This is a genomic window from Amycolatopsis sp. NPDC051045, from assembly GCF_040682955.1.
Taxonomy (GTDB): Bacteria; Actinomycetota; Actinomycetes; order Mycobacteriales; family Pseudonocardiaceae; genus Amycolatopsis.
The window spans coordinates 144,848-166,970 of record NZ_JBFBCC010000001.1 but is presented as its reverse complement, the minus strand read 5'-3'; the positions used below and the strand labels follow the sequence as shown (position 1 = coordinate 166,970).

Here is a 22,123-nt window from a genome sequence, read left to right as displayed (position 1 = left end):
GTCCTTCCGTCGCACCCCGGTCTCCCTTCGGAGGCCGGGGTCGCGGTTCCTCTGCGCCCGAAGGTTGCTCACTGTGCGTAATCCGCTACCGCCCGTTCCGGCTACTCTGCTCGACATCGAGGTCGCGGGGGAGCTCCGCCGCGGCGTCCCGACGGCCCGGCTGGTGGCCGCGCCCGACAACGATGACGTCGAGCCCTTGGAGATCGAGGGCGTCCGGATCACCGGCAAGGCGGGCGACGTGCAGACGGTGCCCGGCGGCGGGCCCCGCTGGATCGCGGGGCTCGGCGGCGGCGAGCCGAAGGAGTACCGCAAGACCGGCGCGGCGCTGGTCCGGGCTCTGAACGCGGCGCTGGCGGACGACCTCGAAAACGGGGGCAAGGCGTTCCGCGCGGTGCAGCTGGCGCTGCCCGAGGAGGCCTCCGGTGAGCACGTCACCGAGCTCGTGCTGGGGCTGCTGCTCGGCGGCTACCGGTACAAGGTGTCCGGAGAGGACCCGAAGCCGGTCGTGCGGACGGTGCGGCTGATCACCGGCGACCAGGCGGTGCCGGAACTGGTCGAGCGGGCGGCGGTGCTGGCCGCGTCGACGGCGTTGACGCGCGACCTCGCGAACACGCCGTCCAACGTGAAGACGCCGGCCTGGCTGGCGGACACCGCTGCCCGCGTGGCCGGTCCGCGGGTCGAAGTGACCGTCCGGGACGAGAAGTGGCTCGCGGGGGAGGGTTTCGGCGGCGTGCTGGCCGTCGGCGGCGGTTCGGCGCGGCCGCCGCGGCTGATCGAGATGGCCTACCAGCCGCCGGGTGCGGCGAAGCACCTGCTGCTGGTGGGCAAGGGCATCACGTTCGACACCGGTGGCCTGTCGATCAAGCCGGCCGACGGAATGCACCTGATGCGCACCGACATGGCGGGCGGCGCGGCGGTGATCGCGGCGACCCGCGGCATCGCGGCCCTCGGGCTGCCGGTGCGGGTGACGGCGCTGGTCCCGTGTGCGGAAAACCACGTCTCGGGGTCGGCGTACCGGCCGGGCGACATCGTCCGCCACTACGGCGGCAAGACGACCGAGGTGGGGAACACGGACGCGGAGGGCCGCATGGTCCTCGCGGACGCGCTGGCCTACGGGATCCGTCGCTTCACCCCGGACTACGTGGTCGACGCCGCGACGTTGACGGGCGCGATGAAGGTCTCGCTGGGCCTGCGCACGGGCGGCCTGTTCGCCTCCGACGACGACTTGGCCGCGCTGGTTTCCGCCGCGGGCGCGCGGGTGGGCGAGGCGTGGTGGCGGATGCCGTTGGTGGAGGACTACGCCGAGAACGTCCGCGGCGAGTTCGGCGACGTGCGCCAGACCCCGGGCGGCCCGGGCGGCATCACGGCGGCGCTGTTCCTGCGCGAGTTCACCTCCGGGCTGCCGTGGGCGCACCTGGACATCGCCGGGCCGGCGCGGTCGGAGAAGAACTACGACGACGTGGTGCCGGGCGCGACCGGGTTCGCGGCGCGGACCCTGGTGGAGCTGGCGGCCTCGCTGGGCTGAGCGGCTTCGAGGAGCAGCTCGGTGAGCTCGGCGGGCGTGGTGATCATGCAGTCGTGGCCGGTCGGCAGCTCCCGCACGCGCGCGCCCGGCGGGACGGGACGGCGGGTGATGCCGTCCGGCCGCCCGCCGACGCAGTGGATGTGCGTGCGCGGGATCGCGTGCACCGCGGGGTTGTCCAGCCGCACCGGTTGCCGGAGGCACGCCACCGGCTGGTCCGAGAGCATCGAGCGCAGCCAGGTGACGTCCTCGGGATCGGTGACCCCGAACAAGCCGAGGGGCGGCGGCAGCTCCGGCAGCGGCGGGATCCGCCAGCCGTCGACGGCGGCGTCGACGAGCTGCTTGGTGACGGGCAGGACGTCCATCGCGGTCTCGCCGTCTTCGGGCACCATCGCGTCGAGGTACACCAGGTGCGCGACGCGGTCCGGGAGCCGGTTGGCGACCGACGAGATGACCAGCCCCGCGTAGCTGTGCCCGACGAGCACCACGTCGGTGAGCCGCTCGGCCTCGATCAGCCCGGCGATGTCGTCGACGTGGGTGTCGAGCCCCACTTCGGGGCTCAGCAGGTGCGCCTTGTCGCCGTAGCCGGTCAGCGACGGCGCGAACACCCGGTGTCCGGCCGATTCCAGCAGCGGAACCACCCGCTGCCAGGACCGTCCGCTGTGCCAAGCCCCGTGTACCAGCAGAAACGTCGTCATGCTCACCTTGGTTCCTATCAGTGCCTCGGTACCATTCGGTAACCAGAACCATCGTGATCCACTGGACGCGCACCGGGCAATAAGGCACTTTCCGGTGCCCCGGTTCTCTGGAGGTAACCGTGCAGGACCCGTGCCAGGCCCGCGAAGTCCTCGGGATCGTCGGGGACAAGTGGGCGTTGCTGGTGGTGCGCATGCTCAAGGACGGGCCGCGCCGCTTCACCGAACTCAAGCGGGCCGTCGACGGCATCAGCCAGCGCATGCTCACCGTGACCCTGCGCGACCTCGAGCGCGACGGCCTCTTGACGCGCACGGTCCGCAACGTCATGCCGCCGCACGTCGACTACGAGCTGACGCCGATGGGCCGGACGCTGCGCGAGGCCACCGCGCCGCTGCTCGAGTGGAGCATCGAGCACCTGCCGCACATCGGCGCGGCCCGCGCGGCGTACGACGAACGCGGCTAATCCCGCGTCGCCAGGACGTGGTCGCGGAATCCCGTCACCGCCGGGGTCATCGGCTCGCCGGCCCGCCACGCGAGCCCGATCGTCCGGTACGGCCGGGGGGACAGCGGTACCTCGGCCACCCCCGCCGGGCTGCCCGGCCCGAAGCGTGGCAGCAGCGCCACGCCCAGCCCCGCCGCCACCAGGCCGCGCACGGTGTCCGACTCCTGGCCCTCGAACGCGATCCGCGGCGTGAAGCCCGCCGCCGCGCAGAGCTCGTCCGTCAGCGTTCGCACCCCGTACCCCTGCTCGAGCAGCACGAACTCCTCCTCCGCCAGCTCCGCCACCCGCACCTCCCGGCGCCCCGCCAGCCGGTGGCCCGCCGGCACCGACAGCAGGATCTCCTCGTCCACCAGGCCCGCGCAGGCCAAGGCCGGGACGTCGGGCAGCGGCGCGACCAGGGCCAGGTCCAGCTCGCCGCCGGCCAGCCGGTCGACCATGTCCTGCCGCGAGCCTTGGACCAGCGTGAACCGCACCCCCGGGTACCGCGCCCGGTACCCGCGCAGCAGCGAGGGCACCAGCGACCGCCCGAGCAGGTGCAGGAACCCCAGCACGACGTGCCCCGACTCCGGCGACACCTCCTCGCGCGCCAGCCGGACGCCGGTGTCGACCGCGGCCAGGCCGCGGGCGGCCGCTTCCGCCAGCAGTTCCGCCGCGCGCGTCAACCGGATGCCGCGGCCGTCCGGGACCGTCAGGGGTGCACCCAGCGCGTCGGCCAGCGCGGCGAGACGGCGGCTGACCGTCGGCTGCGGTATGCCCAGCAGTTCCGCCGCGCGTGTGACGTTCCTCGTCTCCCGGAGCGCGGCGAGAAGGGGCAGGTGCGGCGCGACCTGGGCGGACAACGAATCATACGACACCGGATCGATTATGCTCGATCAGCGCATTGGACGTATTGGTTAGTCCTGCTTACTTTCAGGACGTGACCTCCACCCGCCGAGTCAAGACCGCCGTCGCCGCGGCCGGGATCTCCTCCTTCGCCCTGCTCTACGCCCCGCAGCCGGTGCTGCCGCAGCTGGCCGCGCAGTACCACCTCGATCCCGGCGGCGCGGCGCTCGCGATCAGCGTCGCGACCGGCGCGCTCGCCGTCGCCGTCCTGCCCATCGCGGCCCTGTCCGAAGTGGTCGGCCGGCGGCCGGTGATCCTGACGTCCGTCATCGCGTCGGTGGTGTTCGGCCTGCTGGTGCCGCTGATGCCGACGTACCCGGCGGTGCTCGTCGTGCGCGCCCTGCAGGGGGTCGCGATCGCCGGGTTCCCCGGGGTGGCGGCCGCCTACCTGGCCGAACGGCTCGGCCGTGCGGGCGTCGCCGCCGCGGTCGGCGCGATGATCGCCGGCAACACCGTCGGCGGCATGCTCGGCAGGCTGGCCAGCGGGTTCACCGCCGGACCGCTCGGCTGGCGCGGCGCGCTGTTCGTCGTCGCGGGCGTGGGGGCGGTGTGCTCGGCGATCACCGTCGTGACGCTGCCGCCGGTCACCGGCCCCCGTGGCGACGCCCGCCTCCGCACGGTCGCGCGCGGGCTCGTCACGGCGTTGAGCAAACCGGTGCTGCTCGCCCAGTACGCCGTCGCCCTGCTGGCGATGGGGTCGTTCGTCGCCCTCTACAACGCCGCCGGCTTCCGGCTGACCGGCGAGCCGCTGGACCTGTCCCCGGCGATCGCGTCACTGGTGTTCCTCGCCTACGCGAGCGGCTCGGTGTCCTCGGCGGCGGCCGGACGGCTGGTGGCCCGGGTCGGCCGCCGCCCCGCGCTGATCGGCGCGCTGCTGCTGACGGCCGCCGGCGCGGCGCTGACGCTGCCGGACTCGCTCCCGTTGGTCATCGCCGGGTTTCTGGTGCTGACCTGCGCGTTCTTCGCCGCCCACGCGGTCGCGAACGGCTGGGCGGCCGCCGACGCGCCCGAGAACGCGCGCGGCCAGGTCGGCGGCATGTACACGGCGACGTACTACCTGGGCAGCAGCGTGGGGGGCGCCGCCGGGGCCTGGGTGTACGGCCACGCGGGGTGGGGGTGGCTGATCGCGGTGGTGGCGGCGTGGCTGCTGCTGGCGGTGGCGGCGGTCGGCGCCGGTACCCGGGTCCGCGCCGAGCGGCTCGCGCTGGTGAACGCCGGCTGAAAGCTTCCGTCAGGTGGCCGCGGCGACCAGCAGCCCGCCGCCCACCGGCAGGAGGGCCGGGACCAGGCGTTCGTCCTCCCGGAACGCGCGGGCCACCTCGCGCAGGGCCAGGGTCTCCGGATCGCGGTGGGCCGGGTCGATCACCCGGCCGCCGGCCAGCACGTTGTGGAACGCGATGATCCCGCCGCGCCGCAGCAGCGACACGCCCAGTTCGTAGCAGCCGGGGTACTCGATGTGCGCGGAGTCGACGAACACCAGGTCGTAGCCGCCGGGGGTGAGCCGCTGCAGCACGTCGAGGGCCCGGCCGATGATCAGCCGGGTCCGGCCGGGCGCGAACCCGGCCTCGCGGAACGTCGCGCGCGCCGCCCGCTGGTACTCCGGCTCGACGTCGATCGACGTCAGCACGCCGTCGGGCGCCATTCCGCGCAGCAGGCACAGCCCGCTCACCCCGGCGCCGGTGCCGACCTCGACCACGGCCTTCGCGCACAGCGTCGCCGCCAGGAAGCGCAGCGTCGCGCCCGCACCCGCGCTGAGGGGGGTGCAGCCCAGGTCTTCGGCCCGGGCACGGGCCGAAGACAGCACCTCGTCGTCGGGCAAGTACCCGTCGACGAACCCGGAATCGACCGGTGCGGCCGCAGGGGTGGGCGTGTTCACGCACGGAGGTTAGCGTTGGTTGTCGATAAATCCGCGCAGGCTCCCTGGTAAGCACCCCGGGAGAAGTTCTCAGCCTGCTCTCAGTCCAGTCTCACTAGAACCATAAGGAACCCGGAGAGACTGAAATCCGAACCCACGGGGAGCACCGTGGCCACAGCCCGCGTTGGGTGGAGCAGACAGGAGAAACGCTGATGGAGGTGCCTGCTCCCGCGATGCAGAACGCCGTTGCCGACACCGGGGCCGAGCCGGTGAGCCTGGACGAGGCGGCGTGGACGCCGCCGTCCTGGGACGAGGTCGTGCGCGAACACGGTGACCGGGTCTACCGGCTCGCCTACCGCCTGACCGGCAACGCCCACGACGCCGAGGACCTGACGCAGGAAACCTTCATCCGGGTGTTCCGCTCGCTGGCGTCCTACAAGCCCGGCACGTTCGAGGGCTGGCTGCACCGGATCACCACCAACCTGTTCCTGGACATGGCCCGCCGCCGCTCGCGCGTGCGGATGGAAGGCCTGCCCGAGGACACCGACCGCATCGTGGGCGACGACCCGAGCCCCGAGCAGGTCTACTCGGACACCCACCTGGACCCGGACCTGCAGGCGGCGCTCGACGAGCTGCCCCCGGAGTTCCGCGCCGCCGTGGTGCTGTGCGACGTCGAAGGGCTGTCGTACGAGGAGATCGGCGCGACGCTGGGTGTCAAGCTGGGCACCGTCCGCAGCCGCATCCACCGCGGGCGTCAGGCGCTGCGCGCGTCGCTCGAGCGTCGTCGCGCTTACGCACCGCAGTCTGCGAAGGTGACGGTATGACCGCACCGCGAGGCTGGGCACTCCCCGAGTCGCACCTGCTGCCGGACGTCGTGGTGGCGTTCGTCGACGGCGAGCTTTCCCACGGCGCGCGCGACCGCGCGGCGTCGCACATCAACCGCTGCGCGGCGTGCGCGGCGGAGGTGCGGGCGCAGCGTCAGACGGTCGAGGCGATCCGCCGCGCGGGGGCGCCGTCGATGTCGGCCGGGTTCCTGGCGAGCCTCCAATCGATCCCGCAGCACACCGAGCTGCCGAGCACCCCGGACAACCTGGCGATCACGGCCGACGGCCAGCTGGTCGCGGTCCAGCGCCCCGACCGGGTCGCGGGCCTGCGCGACGCGGGCGTGCTGGGCGGCGTGGCCCCGTTGGGGTCGTCGGCCCCGCTGGGCCAGTCCCCGAACGTCCTCGGCGGCGGCCGCTTCAAGCGCCGTGCCGCGCAGGGGGCGGGCGTGGTCGTGTCGGGCCTGGTGCTGAGCGCGCTGGCCCTGGTGGGGACGTCGGCGGACGGAGACGGATCGCCGGAGCCGGGCGGCGGGGCGCCGCAGCCGGCGAACCTGCTGCCGGCCCAGATGGCGGTGCCCCAGCAACCGGCGCCGGTTTCGACCCCGGTGAGCACCACGCCGGTGGCGGTGCCGGCCGGTATCCGCTGAGTGGACTTTGAAGGCCGCTGCGAATCCCGTTCGCGGCGGCCTTCGGTGTGCCCGGCCCAGGTGAGGCCGGTGGACAGCTGCGGGTGCCGACGGCGAAGCGCCGCCACGCCGCGGTGCTCCACAGCCGGTCCAGCGCGATCCGGCCGAGCCGCTGCCCGGCGCGCGCCGATCCGGTGCCCGGACCGCAAGTCCAAGAAACAGCCACTTCACCCACGGACCGGCAGACTCGGAGCACCGGGCTTGGGTATCGTCACGCCCAGCCACCTGATCTTCTGCACCGGGGAATGATGACCGAGCCGAACGAGAATCCCGAGCAGCCCGGCGCGCGCGAAGCCGACCGGCTGGGCCCGCGGCCGCTCGCGCGGCCGGCCGTCGATCCGGCGCAGGCCGCCGTGTTCGGCAGGCCGCAGGGCGTCGACGGGGCGTTCGACCAGCTCTACACCCCGCAGAAGACCAACGGCGTCAACCTCGCACCACCCGCGCCCGAGTCGCTCGCCGAGGCCTTCCGGCGGCCGCCAGGGGCCGAAGGCGTGCTGCTCGAACGGCCACGCGAAGCCACCGGGGACGCGCGGGAAGCCGAGCCGCACCTGTGGGCCGGGACCCGTGATCCGTGGCGTGATCCCGGGGCCGCCGCGGTGCTCGCCGGGCCCGCCATGCCGCCCGAGGACGAGGAAAAGCCCGCCCAACGGCCACCCGGCGCACTGCTCAGCCTGCCCGAGGTGATCTTCGGCCGGCGCGTGCAGCCGAAGGCGCTCGTCCTGCTCGGCGTCGTCGCGCTGCTCATCGGCGCGGCCGGCGGCTTCGTCGGCTGGTGGATCGCCGACACCGGCACCGAGCTCACCGGCTCCGCCACCATCGCCGAAGCCGAGGCCGGCAAGGAACGCCCCGCCGGTTCCGTCGCCGAAATCGCCAAGCGCGTCGCGCCCGCCGTCGTCTCGCTCGAGGTGTTCAAGCCCGGCGCCGAGTCCGGTGAGCAGGGCTCCGGCGTGATGGTCGACCCCCAGGGCTACATCCTCACCAACGAACACGTCATCTCCTCCGCCGCCGCGGACCCGGGCGTCAAGATCACGGCCGTCTTCATCGACGGCACCCGCACCGAGGCCAAGCTGGTCGGCGCCGACCAGAAGACCGACCTGGCGGTCGTGAAGGTCAACGTCACCAACCCGACCGTCCTGCAGGTGGGCAAGTCCGCGGACCTGCAGGTCGGCGACACCGTGATGGCGATCGGCTCGCCGCTGGCGCTGCAGAACTCGGTGACCGCCGGCATCGTCAGCGCGCTGAACCGGCCGATCACCGCCGGCGGCGACAGCGGCGCCCCGCCGGTCACCTACGAGGCCATCCAGACCGACGCCGCGATCAACCACGGCAACTCGGGCGGCGCGCTCGTCGACTCCACCGGCGCGCTGGTCGGGATCAACTCGTCGATCCGCTCCGCCGGCGCGGACGGCGGCAGCATCGGCATCGGCTTCGCCATCCCGAGCGACTACGCGATCAAGATCGCGAAGGCGCTGATCAAGGACGGTAAGGTGCAGCACGCCGACATCGGCATCAACGCGTCCTCGACGGTCGCGGGCTCGTCCACGATGGGTGCCCAGGTGAAGAACGTGGCGCCCGGCGGCCCGGCCGCGAACGCGGGCATCAAGGAAGGCGACGTGATCACGAAGATCGGCAACCGGCTCGTCCGCGACTCCGCGGAACTGACGGTCGCGGTCCGCGCGCACGACGTCGGCGAAGTGGTCCCGGTGTCGCTGGCGCGCGACGGCGCCGGCTTCGTCGTCGACGTAACCCTGGCTTCCGACTGAGTTCCCGCGTTCGGCCTGCCGGAGCGCGGCGGGAGGCGGGTACCCTGGGCGGGTAGGTTCCGAGCGGAGGTAGACGGGTGTTCGACAGTGTCGGATGGGGGGAAATCCTCGTCCTCATCATCGCCGGTCTCTTCATCCTCGGCCCGGAACGGCTGCCGGAGGCGGCGTCCTGGCTCGCGAAGAGCGTGAAGAAGGTCCGCGACTTCGCCACCGGAGCGCGTGAGCAGCTCCGCGAGGAGATGGGCCCGGAGTTCGACCAGCTGCGCAAGCCGCTGGAAGACCTCCGCGGACTGCGGAACTTCGACCCGAAACGGGTGGTGACGCAGCACCTCTTCGACGGCGACGCCGACCCGCTCGGCCTGAAGGGCATCACGAACGGCAGCAGCACCCCGGCGAACGGGACCAACGGCGCGAGCGGCTACCCGGTCGGCCAGACCCAGTCCGCGCCGGAGCCCCTCAAGCCGGGCGAGCGCCCGCCGATCGACCCGGACGCCACGTAGCTTGCTTTCGCTCGGCCGTGAGGTGGACGGCCGGTGTCGGCGACGGCCGGGCAGCCTCGATCACCTGGACCAGCCCTGTTGCCGATCAACCGTGCCGGGTCGGGCGATAGGTCAGCACCTGCGTGTCGCCGTCGAAGGTCCGGGCCTCGAGCAGGGAAAGCGCGCGCCTTGTGGCGGCCTCATCCCTGCTACGAACACCCCTGCCCCGATCCGGCCGGGTGGCCCAGAGCCGCCGTCAGCGACCAGCCGGGGTCACGTTCAGCATCATCCCGGCCAGCCCGCGGGCCTTGACCGTCAGCTTCTTCGCCGCGTCCTTCAGCACCACCGACGCCGGGGCCTCCGGCGCGGCCAGCACCAGCGGCGTCCCCGCGTCACCCTGCGCCACCATCTGCGGGTCCATCGGCACCTGGCCGAGCAGCGGCACCTCCGACCCGATCGACTTCGACAACGACGAAGCCACCGCCTGCCCGCCACCGGAACCGAAGAGCTCCAGCCGGGAACCGTCCGCCTGCTCCAGCCACGACATGTTCTCGATGACCCCCGCCACGCGCTGGCGCGTCTGCAGCGCGATCGCGCCCGCGCGCTCGGCGACCTCCGCCGCGGCCTGCTGCGGCGTCGTGACCACCAGGATCTCCGCGTTCGGGATCAGCTGGGCCACCGAGATCGCGATGTCGCCCGTGCCCGGCGGGAGGTCCAGCAGCAGGATGTCCAGGTCGCCCCAGAAGACGTCCGCGAGGAACTGCTGCAACGCGCGGTGCAGCATCGGGCCGCGCCACACCACCGGGGTGTTGCCCGGGGTGAACATGCCGATCGAGATCACCTTCACGCCGTGGGACTGCGGCGGCATGATCATCGTGTCGACCTTGGTCGGCTTCTCGCGCGCGCCCAGCATGCGCGGGATCGAGTGGCCGTAGATGTCCGCGTCCACGACGCCGACCGACAGCCCGCGCTGAGCCATCGCCACCGCCAGGTTCACCGTGATCGACGACTTGCCCACGCCGCCCTTGCCGGAGGCGACGCAGTACACCCGCGTCATCGAGCCCGGCTGCGCGAACGGGATCACCGGCTCGGCCGCGTCGCCGCGCAGGGACTTCCGCAGGTCGGAGCGCTGCTCGTCGCTCATCACGTCCAGCTCGACCTTGACGTCGACGACGCCCGGGAGCTTCGCGACGGCCTCGCGGGTGTCGTTGGTCAGCGTCGCCTTCAGGGGACAGCCCGCCACCGTCAGGTAGATCCCGACCGTGACGACGCCGTCGTCGCCGACGACGACATCCTTGACCATCCCCAGGTCCGTGATGGGTTTGTGGATCTCGGGGTCTTGCACGCTCTTCAGCGCGCTGCGGACGTCGTCGACGCTGGGGAGCTGCTGCGTACTGGTCACCCCATCCATGTTACGTACCGGTAGGGGTGCGGCTCGGCTTGGCCTTCCGGGGCTGGACGTCGAGGTCCTCCCGGAGCCGGTCCAGCTCGCTGCGCAGGTAGTCGCGCGTCGCCACCTCGCCGACCGCCAGCCGCAGCGCCGCCAGCTCCCGCGCCAGGTACTCGGTGTCGGCCTTCGTCTGCAGGGCCCGGTTCCGGTCCTCCTCCAGGGAGACGCGGTCACGGTCGTCCTGCCGGTTCTGCGCCAGCAGGATCAGCGGTGCCGCGTACGCCGCCTGGGTCGAAAACGCCAGGTTGAGCAGGATGAACGGGTACGGGTCCCAGCGCAGCGACACCGCCGCGATGTTCAGCACGACCCAGACGATGACGAGCAGCGTCTGCCAGAACAGGTACTTCCCGGTGCCGAGGAACCGCGCCAGCCGTTCGGACAGCCTGCCGAACGTGTCCGGGTCGATGTTCAGCCTGAACCGGTTCTGGCCGCGGGGCTGGTCGAGCCGCCGTCCCGAAGTCAGTTCAGGCACGGTCTTCCTCCAAGGTGTCGTGCAGGCCGGTCTCGCGCCAGTCCTCGGGCAGCAGGTGGTCGAGGACGTCGTCGACGGTGACCGCGCCGATCAGGTGGTCCTCGGCGTCGATGACCGGCCCGCAGGTCAGGTTGTAGGCGGCGAAGTACCGCGTGACCTCGGCCAGCGACGCGCCCGGCTTCAGCGGCGGCAGCCCGGTGTCCACGGCACTGGCGACCAGCTCCGCCGGCGGCTCCCGCAGCAGCCGCTGGAAGTGGACGACGCCGACGTAGCGCCCGGTCGGCGTCGCGGTGGGCGGGCGGCAGACGAACACCATGCTGGCCAGCGCCGGGGGCAAGTCGGCGTTGCGGATGTGCGCCAGCGCCTCGGCGATCGTCGTGTCCGGGGTCAGCACCACCGGCTCCGGCGTCATCAGGCCGCCCGCGGTGTCGGACGAGTACTCCAGCAGCCGCCGGACCGGCGCGGACTCCTCCGGCTCCATCAGCTCCAGCAGCCGGCTCTGGTCGGCCGGCGCGAGCTCGGCCAGCAGGTCGGCCGCGTCGTCGGGGTTCATCGCCTCCAGGACGTCGGCGGCGCGTTCCTCGGCCAGGTAGGCCAGCAGTTCCTTCTGGTCGTCGTCCGGCAGCTCTTCGATGACGTCGGCGAGGCGCTCGTCGTCCATCGCGTCGGCGACCTCGTGCCGCCGCTTGAGCGGCAGGTCCCGCACGGTCGCGGCGATGTCGGCCGGGCGCATGGTGTCGAACAGCACGAGCAGCTGCCCGGCGCCCTGGGGCTGCCCGGTGAGGTCGGTCAGGCCGAGCCCGGCCACCTCCGACCACGGCAGCACCTGCATGGGGGAGCGGCGGCGGCCCAGCCCGATCCGCCGTTCCCGGATGGCGAGCTTGGCCAGGACCCAGTCGCGGGTGCGGGTCGGCTCCATCCCGGCGTCGACGACGGTGATCCGGGTGTCCGACCCGGCGAGGGTGGCGTGCGCGTCGAGCAGCTGGCCGAGCACCAGGACCTCGTTGGGGCGCTGGTTGAACTGGCGCATGTTGACCGAACCGGTGGCGAGCGTCACGGCCGTCGGCTCGATCGAGGTGACCCGCAGCATCGGGACGAAGACGCGCCGCCGCGTGGTCAGCTCGACGACCAGGCCCAGGATCCGCGGCGGCTGCGCGTCGAGGCGCAGCCCGACGACCAGGTCGCGGACGCGGCCGATGGACTCGCCGTCCGGGCCGAACACCGGCAACCCGGACAGCTGAGCTGCGAAAACCCTGTTGACCGCGGCCATGCCGCTGACACTATCGGCTGGCTGCCCACGGAGCGATTTCCGCCACCGGACTTCTTTCGGGGGTCCGGGTGGCGGAGCCCCCGGCCCGGGGCGAAGCCCCGCGTGTCACTGTGACGAAGGCCGGGTCGTCGCTGTCTTCGCCGGACTCCACGTACTCCTCGACCATCCAGATCCAGTTCTGCACGGCCCGCACCAGCGTCCAGGCCCGCGCCTTCGGAGCGTCCAGCTCCTGGGAAGCGACGATCAACGCGAACCGTTCGTCCAGTGTGGACTCGGTGAAGCGGTTCCAGAACAGCGGGATGACGCCCCACTCGAGGTCGCCCGCCAGCGGCTTCGGGTCGATCACCAGCCACGGCTCGCGCGTGCCGGCCAGGACGTTCTGGAAGTGCAGATCCTCGTTCACCAGCAGTTCACCCGCCGACGGCCCGAGCTCGCGGCAGATCGCGACGGCGTCGGCGACCAGCCGCCGGTCGAACGGCTCGCCCAGCTCGGTCCACCGCCGGGGCAGTTCCTCGACGAGGGCTTCGGCTTCGGTACGCAGGCGCCTGCTCATCGACGCGGGCGCCGGGACGGCCAGGCGCCGCGCCAGCGAACCGAGCACCGGGATCGCTTCGCGCAGCGGGAGGTCGTCGAGGGTGCGCCCGGCGTCGAGCCGTTCGAGCAGCAGGACGCCGTCGTCCGGCGCGGAATCCAGCAGCAGCACCGCACCCCGACCGGCCCATGTGGACAGTGCGAGTGGCTCGTCGGCGGATTCGGAGTCCCGCCAGCCCAGCTTCAGCACCACCGGGGTGCCGTCGGCGAGCCGTGCGGGCTGCACCACGCCGACGTAGCCGTGCATCGCTTCGCCCTCGAACGTCAGGCCCCACTTCCGGGCGTACTCCGCGGCGAGCTCCGGCAGGGCCGCCAGCCACGCGACGGCGCCGTCGCCGAGCACCCGCGGCGCCCGGGCGGCGAACAGCGGGGGGATGTGAAGAACGGTCACCTCCCCAGCCTGACAGCCGCGTCCAGCGCGTTTCGCCCTCGTCGACACGGGCGTACGCTGGGATTTCAGGGGGGAAGCAACCCCGGGAGCAGTCATGGTGGTGGAGATTCTCAGCGCCGTCGTCGTCGCGGGCGGAGCCTGGCTCGCGGCCGGTGTGCGCGTGGTGAAGCAGTACGAACGCGGCCTGATCTTCCGGTTCGGCCGGGTACGGGCCCGGGTCGCGGAACCCGGCCTGCAGCTGCTGGTGCCGTTCGCGGACCGGATGCAGAAGGTCAACATGCAGATCGTGACCATGCCGGTGCCCGCCCAGGACGGCATCACCAGGGACAACGTCACGGTCCGCGTCGACGCGGTCGTCTACTTCAGGGTCATCGACCCGGTCATCGCCGCGGTCAACGTGCAGGACTACCGGTCGGCGGTCGGCCAGGTCGCGCAGACGTCGCTGCGCTCGATCATCGGCAAGAGCGACCTCGACGACCTGCTCTCCAACCGCGAGCGCCTCAACGAGGGCCTGGAGCTGATGATCGACAGCCCGGCACTGGACTGGGGCATCCACATCGACCGCGTCGAGATCAAGGACGTCGCGCTGCCGGAGGCGATGAAGCGCTCGATGTCGCGGCAGGCCGAGGCGGAGCGGGAACGGCGCGCACGCGTCATCTCGGCCGACGGCGAGCTGCAGGCGTCGCACAAGCTCGCCCAGGCCGCGGCGACGATGGCCGACACGCCGGCGGCCCTGCAGCTGCGGCTGCTGGAAACGGTCGTGCAGGTCTCCGCCGAGAAGAACTCGACGCTGGTGCTGCCGTTCCCGGTGGAGCTGCTGCGTTTCCTCGACTCGAACACGCGGCACGGGGTGTCCGCGACCGAAGCCGCGCCCAAGCCGCCGCCGGAACCCGAGGCGGCCGAGGCGAAGCCGGAGGTGAACGGGCACGCGACGCCGTCGCCGCGCAGCCCCGGCGACGCGGTGCTGCCGGCGGCGGACTAGTTGCCGAGGTAGCCGTTCGTTCCGAGGATGATGATCGTGGTGAAGAAGCCGACCCAGAGCGCGACCACGACGTAGCCGACGATCACGGCGGCCGTTGCCATTCCGCGGCCGCCCGCTTCGCCGCGGTTGGTCTTGCTCAGCGCGATGTGGCCCATGACGAGCCCGGCGATCGCGGTGATCCCGGAGCAGAAACCCAGGATCGAGCAGACCAGCGCGCCGATCGCCAGCGCGTTGTCCTGCCCGCGCGGCGGTGTGGGGTACGGCTGCCCGTACGGCACGGGTTGCGCGTACGGCCGGCCGTACGCGGGCGGGTACGGCTGCTGGAACGTCGGCTGCGGGTAGGGGGGCTGCGGGTACACCGGCTGCGGCTGGCCCGGCGCCGCGTACGGCGTGCCCGGGATGTGCGCCGCCGGGGTTTCGTACGCGCCGGGCGGCAGCTGGCCGGGCTCCTCCGCGGCGACGGTCGTGTCCGCGGCGGCGGCCGGGGGCTCGGCCACGGTGGTGTCCGCGGCGGCCGGGGTCTCGGCCACGGTCGTGTCCGCGGCGGCGGCCGGGGACTCGGCCACGGTGGTGTCCGCCTCGGCCGGAGGCTCGGCGACCGTGGTGTCGGCCGCGACCGTGGGGTCGGGCGATGGCGGGTCGTAGTCCTCCGGCTCGTACGCCGTGGCGTCCGCCGCCGGCGGCGGCTCGTACGCCACGGTCGGATCGGTGGCCGGACGGTCCTTGTCCCCGGGCGAATCGGTCATGACGGGTCCCCTCGGTGCGTGCAGGAAGCCAACGTTAGCGCCCGGTCAGCGCCAGTCCCCGAGGAAGCCGAGGGCGAAGCCGAGGATGACCAACGCGATGCCGATCGCGATCCCGGCGTAACCCACGATGATCGCCGCCAGTGCGACGCCCTGGCCCTCGGCCTCGCCGCGTTTGGCCTTGCCGTACGCGATGTGGCCCATGACGATGCCCGCGATGGTCACGAGCACGCAGAGGAAGATGCCGGCGATCGAGCAGACCAGCGCGCCGACCGCGAGCCCCGAACCTTCCCGCGGCGGGCCCTGCATCCCGGGGTAGCCGGGGTACTGCGGGTAGCCCGGCTGCTGGTAGCCGCCGCTCGGGTACTGCTGGCCGTACCCGGGCTGCTGGTAGCCGCCCGAAGGCGGCTGCTGGCCGTACGGGTTGTTCGGGTCCTGCGGATAGCTCATGATCTCTCCCCTCCGCGCCGCACTTTACGGGGCTGATCCCGCCGAGCGTGAGCGCCCTCATAGCAGGGCCGCGGCTTTCGGGTCATACTCACCGGTAACCCAGCGCCGGGAGCGGCGTCGTACTCCGGAAAGGGAGCCGTGATGGCCCGTCTCGCCCAGACCGCCGGCCTGACCGACGTGCAGTCGGAGATCCTCGCGACCGTCCGCCAGTTCGTGGACAAGGAGGTCATCCCGCACGCGCAGGAGCTCGAGCACGCCGACACCTACCCCACCGACATCGTCGAGGGCATGAAGGAGATGGGCCTGTTCGGGATCACCATCCCGGAGGAATACGGCGGACTCGGCGAGTCGCTGCTGACCTACGCGCTGGTCGTCGAGGAGATCGCGCGCGGCTGGATGAGCGTGTCCGGCGTCATCAACACGCACTTCATCGTGGCGCACATGATCTCCCGCCACGGCACCGAGGCGCAGAAGCAGCACTTCCTGCCGCGGATGGCCACCGGCGAGGTTCGCGGCTCGTTCTCGATGTCGGAGCCCGACCTGGGTTCGGACGTCGCCGCGATCAAGACGCGCGCCAAGAAGGACGGTGACGGCTATGTCATCGACGGCTCGAAGATGTGGCTGACCAACGGCGGCTCGTCCAACCTGATCGCGCTGCTGGTGAAGACCGACGAAGGCGCCGAGAAGCCCCACCAGAACCTGACGACGTTCCTGGTCGAGAAGCCGGAGGGCTTCGGCGAGGTGGCGCCCGGGCTCACCATCCCCGGCAAGATCGACAAGATGGGGTACAAGGGCGTCGACACCACCGAGGCGGTCTTCGACGGCTACCGCATCGGCGCGGACATGGTGCTCGGCGAGGCACCGGGCAAGGGTTTCGCGTACATGATGGACGGTGTCGAGGTCGGCCGCGTGAACGTCGCGGCGCGCGCGTGCGGCATCGCGATCCGGGCGTTCGAGCTGGCGGTGGAGTACGCCCAGCAGCGCAAGACGTTCGGCAAGGCGATCGCCGAGCACCAGGCCGTGGCCTTCAAGCTGGCCGAGATGGCGACCAAGGTCGAGGCGGCGCACCTGATGATGGTGAACGCCGCCCGCCTCAAGGACTCGGGCGCGCGCAACGACGTCGAGGCCGGGATGGCGAAGCTGATCGCCTCCGAGTACTGCGCGGAGGTCACGCAGGACTCGTTCCGCATCCACGGCGGTTACGGGTACTCGAAGGAGTACGAGATCGAGCGGCTCATGCGCGAAGCGCCGTTCCTGCTGATCGGCGAGGGCACCAGCGAAATCCAGAAGACCATCATCAGCCGGGGCCTGCTGAAGGAGTACAAGTCCCGGTCGTGAGCAGGATTTGTCGCCCTGTCGACAAATCGGGCCGCTCGCCGGTGCCCGGCCTTTCGGGGTAAGCGGCTCGCACGGCCAGGGTGTTCTTGACAAGATGGACGCCCAGACCCACGAGTGCGCAGGTGATGATGGTGAGTAGTCCCTTTGGCGGGGGGCGGGGGCCCGGTGGCCTGCCGCGGCTGCCGACCCCGCCGACCGGCTGGCCGATCGGGTCGTACGCGACCTACGGCGAGGCGCAGAAAGCGGTCGACTTCCTCGCGGACAGCGAGTTCGCCGTCGGCGACGTGACGATCGTCGGGGTCGACCTGATGCTCGTCGAGCGCGTGATCGGGAAGCTCAGCTGGGGTCGCGTGCTCGGCACCGGCGCGGTGTCCGGTGCCTGGTTCGGCCTGTTCGCGGGGCTGCTGCTCGGGTTGTTCGTCAACCAGGGCTTCGCGTTGCAGGTGCTCACCGGGCTGGTGCTCGGTGTGCTGTCCGGGCTGATGTTCGCCGCGATCGGGTACAGCATGTCACGGGGCCGCCGGGACTTCTCGTCGGCGAGCCAGCTCGTCGCCGGCCGGTACGACGTCCTGTGCCAGCCGCGCTCGGCCGAACGCGGCCGGGAACTGCTCGCCAAGCTGGCCCTCAAGCCGCCGTCCGCGAACCCCTAGGAACCCCTCCCCTAGCAGGAAAAAATCACGATTCGACGCGCGGTGGGCTGAATCGTTACCGATACTGCTTGCGGGGTGTGATCGCCCGGCATAAGTTGGCCGACACCAGTCGGGCGGCCTCGCCCCACCAGCGCGGCGGCCCGAGCACTAGCACGTCGGGGTGCTGGCGCGGTTTCGCCTCATCGCGTCGCGGTGCCCCAGCGGGTACCGCGGTAACCGGCGTGCACGCGGGTGAGGAGGCCTTATGGGGAAAAGGATCGGTACGGGTAAACGGGGACGTTCACCCGGCCGCACCGCCGTCCTGCTGGGGGCAGGGGCATTGGTGACCGGCATGCTGGCCGGTTGCGGTACGGGCGGCGGACTGAAGATCAACGTCTACTACGCGCCCGAGGACAGCTTCCAGAAAGTCGTCGACAACTGCAACCAGGCGGCGGGCGGGCGCTACGAAATCGTCTACAACAAGCTGCAGCGCGGCTCCGACGACCAGCGGCTCCAGATGGCGCGGCGGCTGGCCGCGGGCGATCCCGCGATGGACGTCCTGGGGCTCGACGTCACCTGGGTTTCGGAGTTCGCCGAAGCCGGGTGGATCGACGAATGGAAGGACCAGAACAAGGCCGCGGCTTCCGCGGGTGTCCTGCAAGGACCGCTGGAAACCGCGACCTACAACGGGAAGCTCTACGCGGCGCCGAAGAACACGAACGTCCAGCTGCTCTGGTACGACGACCGCATCACGCCCACGCCCCCCAAGACGTGGGACGAGATGATGCAGAAGTCGCAGGACCTCAAGGCGCAGGGCAAGCCGTACAGCATCGTCTTCACCGGCGCGCAGTACGAAGGCTTGGTCGTCTTCTACAACACGCTGGTCGAGTCGATGGGCGGGCACATCCTGTCCGACGACGGCAAGTCCGTGGTGATGGACGACGGCGCCGTGAAGGCACTGGCGCTGCTCAAACAGGTCGCTTCGGCGGGGATCACCGACCCGTCGCTGACCAACTCGAAGGAGGACGACGTCCGGCAGACGTTCCAGCGCGGTGACGCCGCGTTCGAACTGAACTGGCCGTTCGTCTACGCCTCCTACGCGAAGGACAAGCCGCAGGACGTCTCGCACATGAAGTGGGCGGTCTACCCCGAGGCGAAGCCGGGCACGCCGGCCAAGACCACGATCGGCGGCTACGACCTCGCGGTCAGCTCGTTGTCGGAGCACAAGCCCGAGGCGTACGAGGCGGCGCTGTGCCTGCGGAGCGCGGAGAACCAGAAGTTCTCGGCGATCAACGACGGCGTCCCGCCGACCATCGAATCGGTGTACCACAACGACACGCCGCTCGACCCGTCCAAGCCGGCAGGGGACGACAACCCGAACATGGCGAGCAAGTACCCGATGCGCGACGCCATCCTGGACGCGCTGAAGGACGCCGCCGTGCGGCCGCTGACCCCGGCGTACCAGAACATGTCGACGGTGATGTCGAAGATCCTCTCGCCGCCGGCCGAAATCGATCCGCAGGCCACCGCGGCCAAGCTGCGTGAGCAGCTGGGCGACGCGCTCCAGTCGAAGGGAGTGATCCCGTGACCGTTCAGGACTCGACCCCGGCCGACACCGCCGGGGCCACCGTCGCCGGAGAGGCGACGTCGCACAAGAAGGGCAAACCCGCGCTCTCGGAAGGGAAGAAGGCCGAACGCCGGCTCGGGCTCTGGCTGTGCGCGCCGGCGTTCTTCGTGATGATCGCCGTCACCGGCTACCCGATCCTCTACTCGATCTGGCTGTCGCTGCAGCGGTACGACCTGCGGTTCCCGGCGCAGCAGGAGTTCGTCGGCTTCGACAACTACGCGGCCGTGCTGTCCAATTCGTACTGGTGGACGGCGTTCGGCACCACGATGTTCCTCACCGTGGTGTCGGTGGCGATCGAGTTCGTCCTCGGCATGGCGCTGGCGCTGGTGATGCACCGGACGCTGGTCGGGCGTGGGCTCGTACGAACTGTCGCCCTGATCCCGTACGGCATCGTCACGGTCGTGGCGGCGTTCTCGTGGTACTACGCGTGGACGCCGAAGACCGGGTACCTGGCGAACATGCTCGCCACCGACGCGGCGCCGCTGACCGAACAGTGGCCGTCGCTGTTCATCATCATCGGCGCGGAGGTGTGGAAGACCACGCCGTTCATGGCGCTGCTGCTGATGGCGGGGCTGGCGCTGGTGCCGGACGACCTGCTCAAGGCCGCGGCGATGGACGGCGCGAGCGCGTGGCAGCGGTTCACGAAGGTGATGCTGCCGGTGATGAAGCCGGCGATCCTGGTGGCCCTGCTGTTCCGCACGCTCGACGCGTTCCGGATCTTCGACAACATCTACGTGCTCACCAGCGGCGCGCAGGACACCGGGTCGGTGTCCATGCAGACCTACAACAACCTGGTCAAGGGCCTCAACCTGGGGATCGGGTCGACGATGGCGGTGCTGATCTTCCTCACGGTGGCGATCATCGCGTTCCTCTTCATCAAGGTGTTCGGCACCGCCGCACCGGGTTCGGACAACGGGGGTAAGCGCTGATGGTGATGGGAACCGTCACGACGGGCCGCAAGGTGCGCTGGGGCCTGGTCGACATCCTCGTGCTGGTGTTCGCGCTGGTACCGGTGCTCTGGGTGCTCTCGCTGTCGTTCAAGACCAAGGACACGCTGACCGACGGGAACTTCATCCCGCGGTCGTGGACGTGGCAGAACTACGCGGACATCTTCCAGACCTCGGAGTTCCTCCGGGCGCTGGTGAACTCGATCGGCATCGCGATCATCTCCACGGTGATCGCGGTGGTGCTGGGCACGATGGCCGCGTACGCGATCGCGCGGCTGGACTTCCCCGGCAAGCAGCTGCTCGTCGGGCTGTCGCTGCTGATCGCGATGTTCCCGCAGGTGTCGCTGGTGACGCCGCTGTTCAACATCGAGCGGAACCTGGCGCTGTTCGACACGTGGCCGGGGCTGATCCTGCCCTACATCACGTTCGCGCTGCCGCTGTCGATCTACACGCTGTCGGCGTTCTTCCGGGAAATCCCGTGGGAGCTGGAAAAGGCGGCGAAGATGGACGGCGCGACGCCGGCGCAGGCGTTCCGCAGGGTGATCGCGCCGCTGGCCGCGCCGGGCGTGTTCACCACGGCGATCCTGGTGTTCATCTTCTGCTGGAACGACTTCCTGTTCGCCATCTCGCTGACGTCGACCACGGCGTCGCGCACGGTGCCGGCGGCGCTGTCGTTCTTCACCGGGTCCTCCCAGTTCGAGGACCCGACGGGGCAGGTGTGCGCGGCCGCGGTCGTGATCACCGTTCCGATCATTGTGTTCGTGTTGTTCTTCCAGCGTCGCATCGTGGCGGGGCTGACCTCCGGTGCGGTGAAGGGGTAGCGCTATGGCAGAGATCGTGCTCGACAAGGTGTCGAAGAAGTACCCCGACGGTGCCCTCGCCGTGTCCGAGGTGGACATCACCATCGCCGACGGCGAGTTCATCATCCTGGTCGGCCCGTCCGGCTGCGGGAAGTCGACGACGCTGAACATGGTGGCGGGCCTGGAGGACATCTCCTCCGGTGAGCTGCGCATCGACGGCAAGCGCGTCAACGAGAAGGCCCCGAAGGACCGGGACATCGCGATGGTGTTCCAGTCCTACGCGCTGTACCCGCACATGAGCGTGCGGGAGAACATGGCCTTCCCGCTGCGGCTGGCCAAGGTCGACGACAAGACGGTGCGGGCGAAGGTCGAGGAAGCCGCCAAGATCCTCGACCTGACCGCGCACCTGGACCGCAAGCCGGCCAACCTCTCCGGTGGCCAGCGGCAGCGCGTCGCGATGGGCCGGGCGATCGTCCGGAACCCGAAGGCGTTCCTGATGGACGAGCCGCTGTCCAACCTGGACGCCAAGCTGCGCGGCCAGATGCGGACGTCGGTGTCGAAGATCCAGAAGCAGCTCGGCACGACGACGCTGTACGTGACGCACGACCAGACCGAGGCCATGACCCTGGGCGACCGGGTCGTGGTGCTGCGCGGCGGGTACGTGCAGCAGATCGGGGCGCCGCAGTTCCTCTACGACAACCCGGCGAACCTGTTCGTGGCCGGGTTCATCGGCTCGCCGTCGATGAACTTCGTCCCGGCGACGCTGGAGAACAACGAGCTGCACAGCGCCCTGGGCACGACGCCGCTGACGGACCGCGTCCGGCAGCTGGTGGAGCGGGCGAACGCGCCCCGCGACCTCCTCGTCGGCATCCGGCCGGAGCACTTCGAGGACGCGGCAATGGTCGAGGCCGAGCAGAAGGCGGGCGGCGGCACGTTCACCGCGCACATCGACGTGCTCGAGTCGATGGGCTCGGAGAAGTTCGCCCACTTCACGGTGGAGGGCGAAGCCGCCACCGCCGCGGAGCTGGCCGAGCTGGCCGCGGACAGCGGGTCCGCGGACGTGCCGGGTTCGGAGTCCCAGATCGTGGCCCGCCTCTCGGCGGAGTCGTCGGCGGCGGAGAACGCCGACCTCGAGGTCTGGTACGACGCGGACAAGATCAAGCTGTTCGACCCGTCGAACGGCAAGAACCTCACCTACGAGGACTGAGCAAGTTCGTGAATGCC

The 22,123-nt window shown here is 71.0% G+C and carries 23 protein-coding genes; 14 read left to right on the top strand and 9 right to left on the bottom strand.

Going from position 1 to position 22,123, the window contains the following annotated elements:
* Nucleotides 1-73 precede the first annotated feature (73 nt).
* Nucleotides 74-1,525, top strand: coding sequence for a leucyl aminopeptidase family protein (locus AB0M80_RS00755; protein WP_364556939.1), 1,452 nt, complete (start codon nucleotides 74-76; stop codon nucleotides 1,523-1,525).
* Here AB0M80_RS00755 and AB0M80_RS00750 read toward each other — a convergent pair.
* Entirely contained in the window at nucleotides 1,450-2,220 is a 771-nt protein-coding gene (locus AB0M80_RS00750) for an alpha/beta hydrolase (protein WP_364556936.1), read from the bottom strand. The two genes, AB0M80_RS00755 and AB0M80_RS00750, sit on opposite strands and share 76 nt — an antisense overlap.
* 119 nt (nucleotides 2,221-2,339) lie before the next feature.
* On the opposite strand from AB0M80_RS00750, the gene AB0M80_RS00745 reads away from it, so the two are divergent.
* Complete coding sequence (locus AB0M80_RS00745; protein ID WP_364556933.1) at nucleotides 2,340-2,681, top strand: helix-turn-helix domain-containing protein; 342 nt, start codon at nucleotides 2,340-2,342, stop codon at nucleotides 2,679-2,681.
* On the opposite strand, the gene AB0M80_RS00740 is transcribed toward AB0M80_RS00745, so the two are convergent.
* Nucleotides 2,678-3,574 (bottom strand): LysR family transcriptional regulator, encoded by an 897-nt coding sequence (locus AB0M80_RS00740; RefSeq protein WP_364556930.1) that lies wholly within the window; start codon nucleotides 3,572-3,574, stop codon nucleotides 2,678-2,680. The genes AB0M80_RS00745 and AB0M80_RS00740 overlap by 4 nt on opposite strands.
* 62 nt (nucleotides 3,575-3,636) lie before the next feature.
* Between AB0M80_RS00740 and AB0M80_RS00735 the strand changes: the two genes are divergently transcribed.
* Complete coding sequence (locus AB0M80_RS00735) at nucleotides 3,637-4,824, top strand: MFS transporter (protein ID WP_364556927.1); 1,188 nt, start codon at nucleotides 3,637-3,639, stop codon at nucleotides 4,822-4,824.
* A gap of 9 nt (nucleotides 4,825-4,833) precedes the next feature.
* On the opposite strand, the gene AB0M80_RS00730 is transcribed toward AB0M80_RS00735, so the two are convergent.
* A complete protein-coding gene (locus AB0M80_RS00730; RefSeq protein WP_364556924.1) occupies nucleotides 4,834-5,478 on the bottom strand; it encodes an O-methyltransferase in 645 nt (214 codons plus the stop codon).
* Between the two features lie 212 nt (nucleotides 5,479-5,690).
* Here AB0M80_RS00730 and sigE point away from each other — a divergent pair, with 212 nt between their 5' ends.
* The 4 genes from sigE (at nucleotide 5,691) to tatB (ending at nucleotide 9,230) form a co-directional block, all read left to right on the top strand.
* Nucleotides 5,691-6,281, top strand: a complete 591-nt coding sequence (gene sigE, locus AB0M80_RS00725) for an RNA polymerase sigma factor SigE (RefSeq protein ID WP_364558510.1) — start codon at nucleotides 5,691-5,693, stop codon at nucleotides 6,279-6,281.
* Nucleotides 6,278-6,928 (top strand): zf-HC2 domain-containing protein, encoded by a 651-nt coding sequence (locus AB0M80_RS00720; RefSeq protein WP_364556921.1) that lies wholly within the window; start codon nucleotides 6,278-6,280, stop codon nucleotides 6,926-6,928. The genes sigE and AB0M80_RS00720 overlap by 4 nt, the downstream gene beginning before the upstream one ends.
* Nucleotides 6,929-7,212: 284 nt before the next feature.
* A complete protein-coding gene (locus tag AB0M80_RS00715; protein ID WP_364556919.1) occupies nucleotides 7,213-8,730 on the top strand; it encodes a trypsin-like peptidase domain-containing protein in 1,518 nt (505 codons plus the stop codon).
* 77 nt (nucleotides 8,731-8,807) lie between these two features.
* A complete protein-coding gene (gene tatB / locus AB0M80_RS00710; protein WP_364556916.1) occupies nucleotides 8,808-9,230 on the top strand; it encodes a Sec-independent protein translocase protein TatB in 423 nt (140 codons plus the stop codon).
* A 235-nt stretch (nucleotides 9,231-9,465) separates the two neighbouring features.
* Here the strand turns inward: tatB and AB0M80_RS00705 are convergent, their stop codons facing one another.
* The 4 genes from AB0M80_RS00705 to AB0M80_RS00690 are packed head-to-tail and all read right to left on the bottom strand — an operon-like array spanning nucleotide 9,466 to nucleotide 13,383.
* Nucleotides 9,466-10,611, bottom strand: a complete 1,146-nt coding sequence (locus AB0M80_RS00705) for a P-loop NTPase (RefSeq protein WP_364556913.1) — start codon at nucleotides 10,609-10,611, stop codon at nucleotides 9,466-9,468.
* Between the two features lie 10 nt (nucleotides 10,612-10,621).
* The gene (locus AB0M80_RS00700) at nucleotides 10,622-11,131 is read right to left on the bottom strand and encodes a DUF1003 domain-containing protein (RefSeq protein ID WP_364556910.1); all 510 of its coding nucleotides are present in this window, start codon (nucleotides 11,129-11,131) and stop codon (nucleotides 10,622-10,624) included.
* Nucleotides 11,124-12,401 (bottom strand): CBS domain-containing protein, encoded by a 1,278-nt coding sequence (locus tag AB0M80_RS00695; RefSeq protein WP_364556908.1) that lies wholly within the window; start codon nucleotides 12,399-12,401, stop codon nucleotides 11,124-11,126. Before AB0M80_RS00695 ends, AB0M80_RS00700 begins: the two co-directional genes overlap by 8 nt.
* A gap of 10 nt (nucleotides 12,402-12,411) precedes the next feature.
* Nucleotides 12,412-13,383, bottom strand: coding sequence for an aminoglycoside phosphotransferase family protein (locus AB0M80_RS00690; RefSeq protein ID WP_364556905.1), 972 nt, complete (start codon nucleotides 13,381-13,383; stop codon nucleotides 12,412-12,414).
* A 94-nt stretch (nucleotides 13,384-13,477) separates the two neighbouring features.
* Here AB0M80_RS00690 and AB0M80_RS00685 point away from each other — a divergent pair, with 94 nt between their 5' ends.
* A complete protein-coding gene (locus AB0M80_RS00685; RefSeq protein ID WP_364556902.1) occupies nucleotides 13,478-14,365 on the top strand; it encodes a slipin family protein in 888 nt (295 codons plus the stop codon).
* Here the strand turns inward: AB0M80_RS00685 and AB0M80_RS00680 are convergent.
* A complete protein-coding gene (locus AB0M80_RS00680; protein WP_364556899.1) occupies nucleotides 14,362-15,111 on the bottom strand; it encodes a DUF4190 domain-containing protein in 750 nt (249 codons plus the stop codon). The two genes, AB0M80_RS00685 and AB0M80_RS00680, sit on opposite strands and share 4 nt — an antisense overlap.
* A gap of 45 nt (nucleotides 15,112-15,156) precedes the next feature.
* On the bottom strand, nucleotides 15,157-15,558 hold the full coding sequence (locus AB0M80_RS00675) for a DUF4190 domain-containing protein (protein WP_364556897.1): 402 nt from the start codon (nucleotides 15,556-15,558) through the stop codon (nucleotides 15,157-15,159).
* A gap of 141 nt (nucleotides 15,559-15,699) precedes the next feature.
* On the opposite strand from AB0M80_RS00675, the gene AB0M80_RS00670 reads away from it, so the two are divergent.
* From AB0M80_RS00670 to ugpC, 6 genes are all read left to right on the top strand, one after another.
* Nucleotides 15,700-16,896: an acyl-CoA dehydrogenase family protein gene (locus tag AB0M80_RS00670; protein ID WP_364556894.1), complete on the top strand. Its 1,197-nt coding sequence runs from the start codon at nucleotides 15,700-15,702 to the stop codon at nucleotides 16,894-16,896.
* Between the two features lie 125 nt (nucleotides 16,897-17,021).
* On the top strand, nucleotides 17,022-17,546 hold the full coding sequence (locus AB0M80_RS00665) for a general stress protein (RefSeq protein ID WP_364558508.1): 525 nt from the start codon (nucleotides 17,022-17,024) through the stop codon (nucleotides 17,544-17,546).
* A gap of 244 nt (nucleotides 17,547-17,790) precedes the next feature.
* Nucleotides 17,791-19,113: an ABC transporter substrate-binding protein gene (locus AB0M80_RS00660; RefSeq protein ID WP_364556891.1), complete on the top strand. Its 1,323-nt coding sequence runs from the start codon at nucleotides 17,791-17,793 to the stop codon at nucleotides 19,111-19,113.
* Nucleotides 19,110-20,081: a sugar ABC transporter permease gene (locus AB0M80_RS00655; RefSeq protein WP_364556888.1), complete on the top strand. Its 972-nt coding sequence runs from the start codon at nucleotides 19,110-19,112 to the stop codon at nucleotides 20,079-20,081. Before AB0M80_RS00660 ends, AB0M80_RS00655 begins: the two co-directional genes overlap by 4 nt.
* Nucleotides 20,081-20,920: a carbohydrate ABC transporter permease gene (locus AB0M80_RS00650; RefSeq protein WP_364556885.1), complete on the top strand. Its 840-nt coding sequence runs from the start codon at nucleotides 20,081-20,083 to the stop codon at nucleotides 20,918-20,920. The genes AB0M80_RS00655 and AB0M80_RS00650 overlap by 1 nt, the downstream gene beginning before the upstream one ends.
* Before the next feature lie 4 nt (nucleotides 20,921-20,924).
* Nucleotides 20,925-22,106 carry a sn-glycerol-3-phosphate ABC transporter ATP-binding protein UgpC gene (gene ugpC / locus AB0M80_RS00645; protein WP_364556882.1) on the top strand — a complete coding sequence of 394 codons (1,182 nt, stop codon included), beginning with the start codon at nucleotides 20,925-20,927 and terminating at the stop codon, nucleotides 22,104-22,106.
* Nucleotides 22,107-22,123 lie beyond the last annotated feature (17 nt).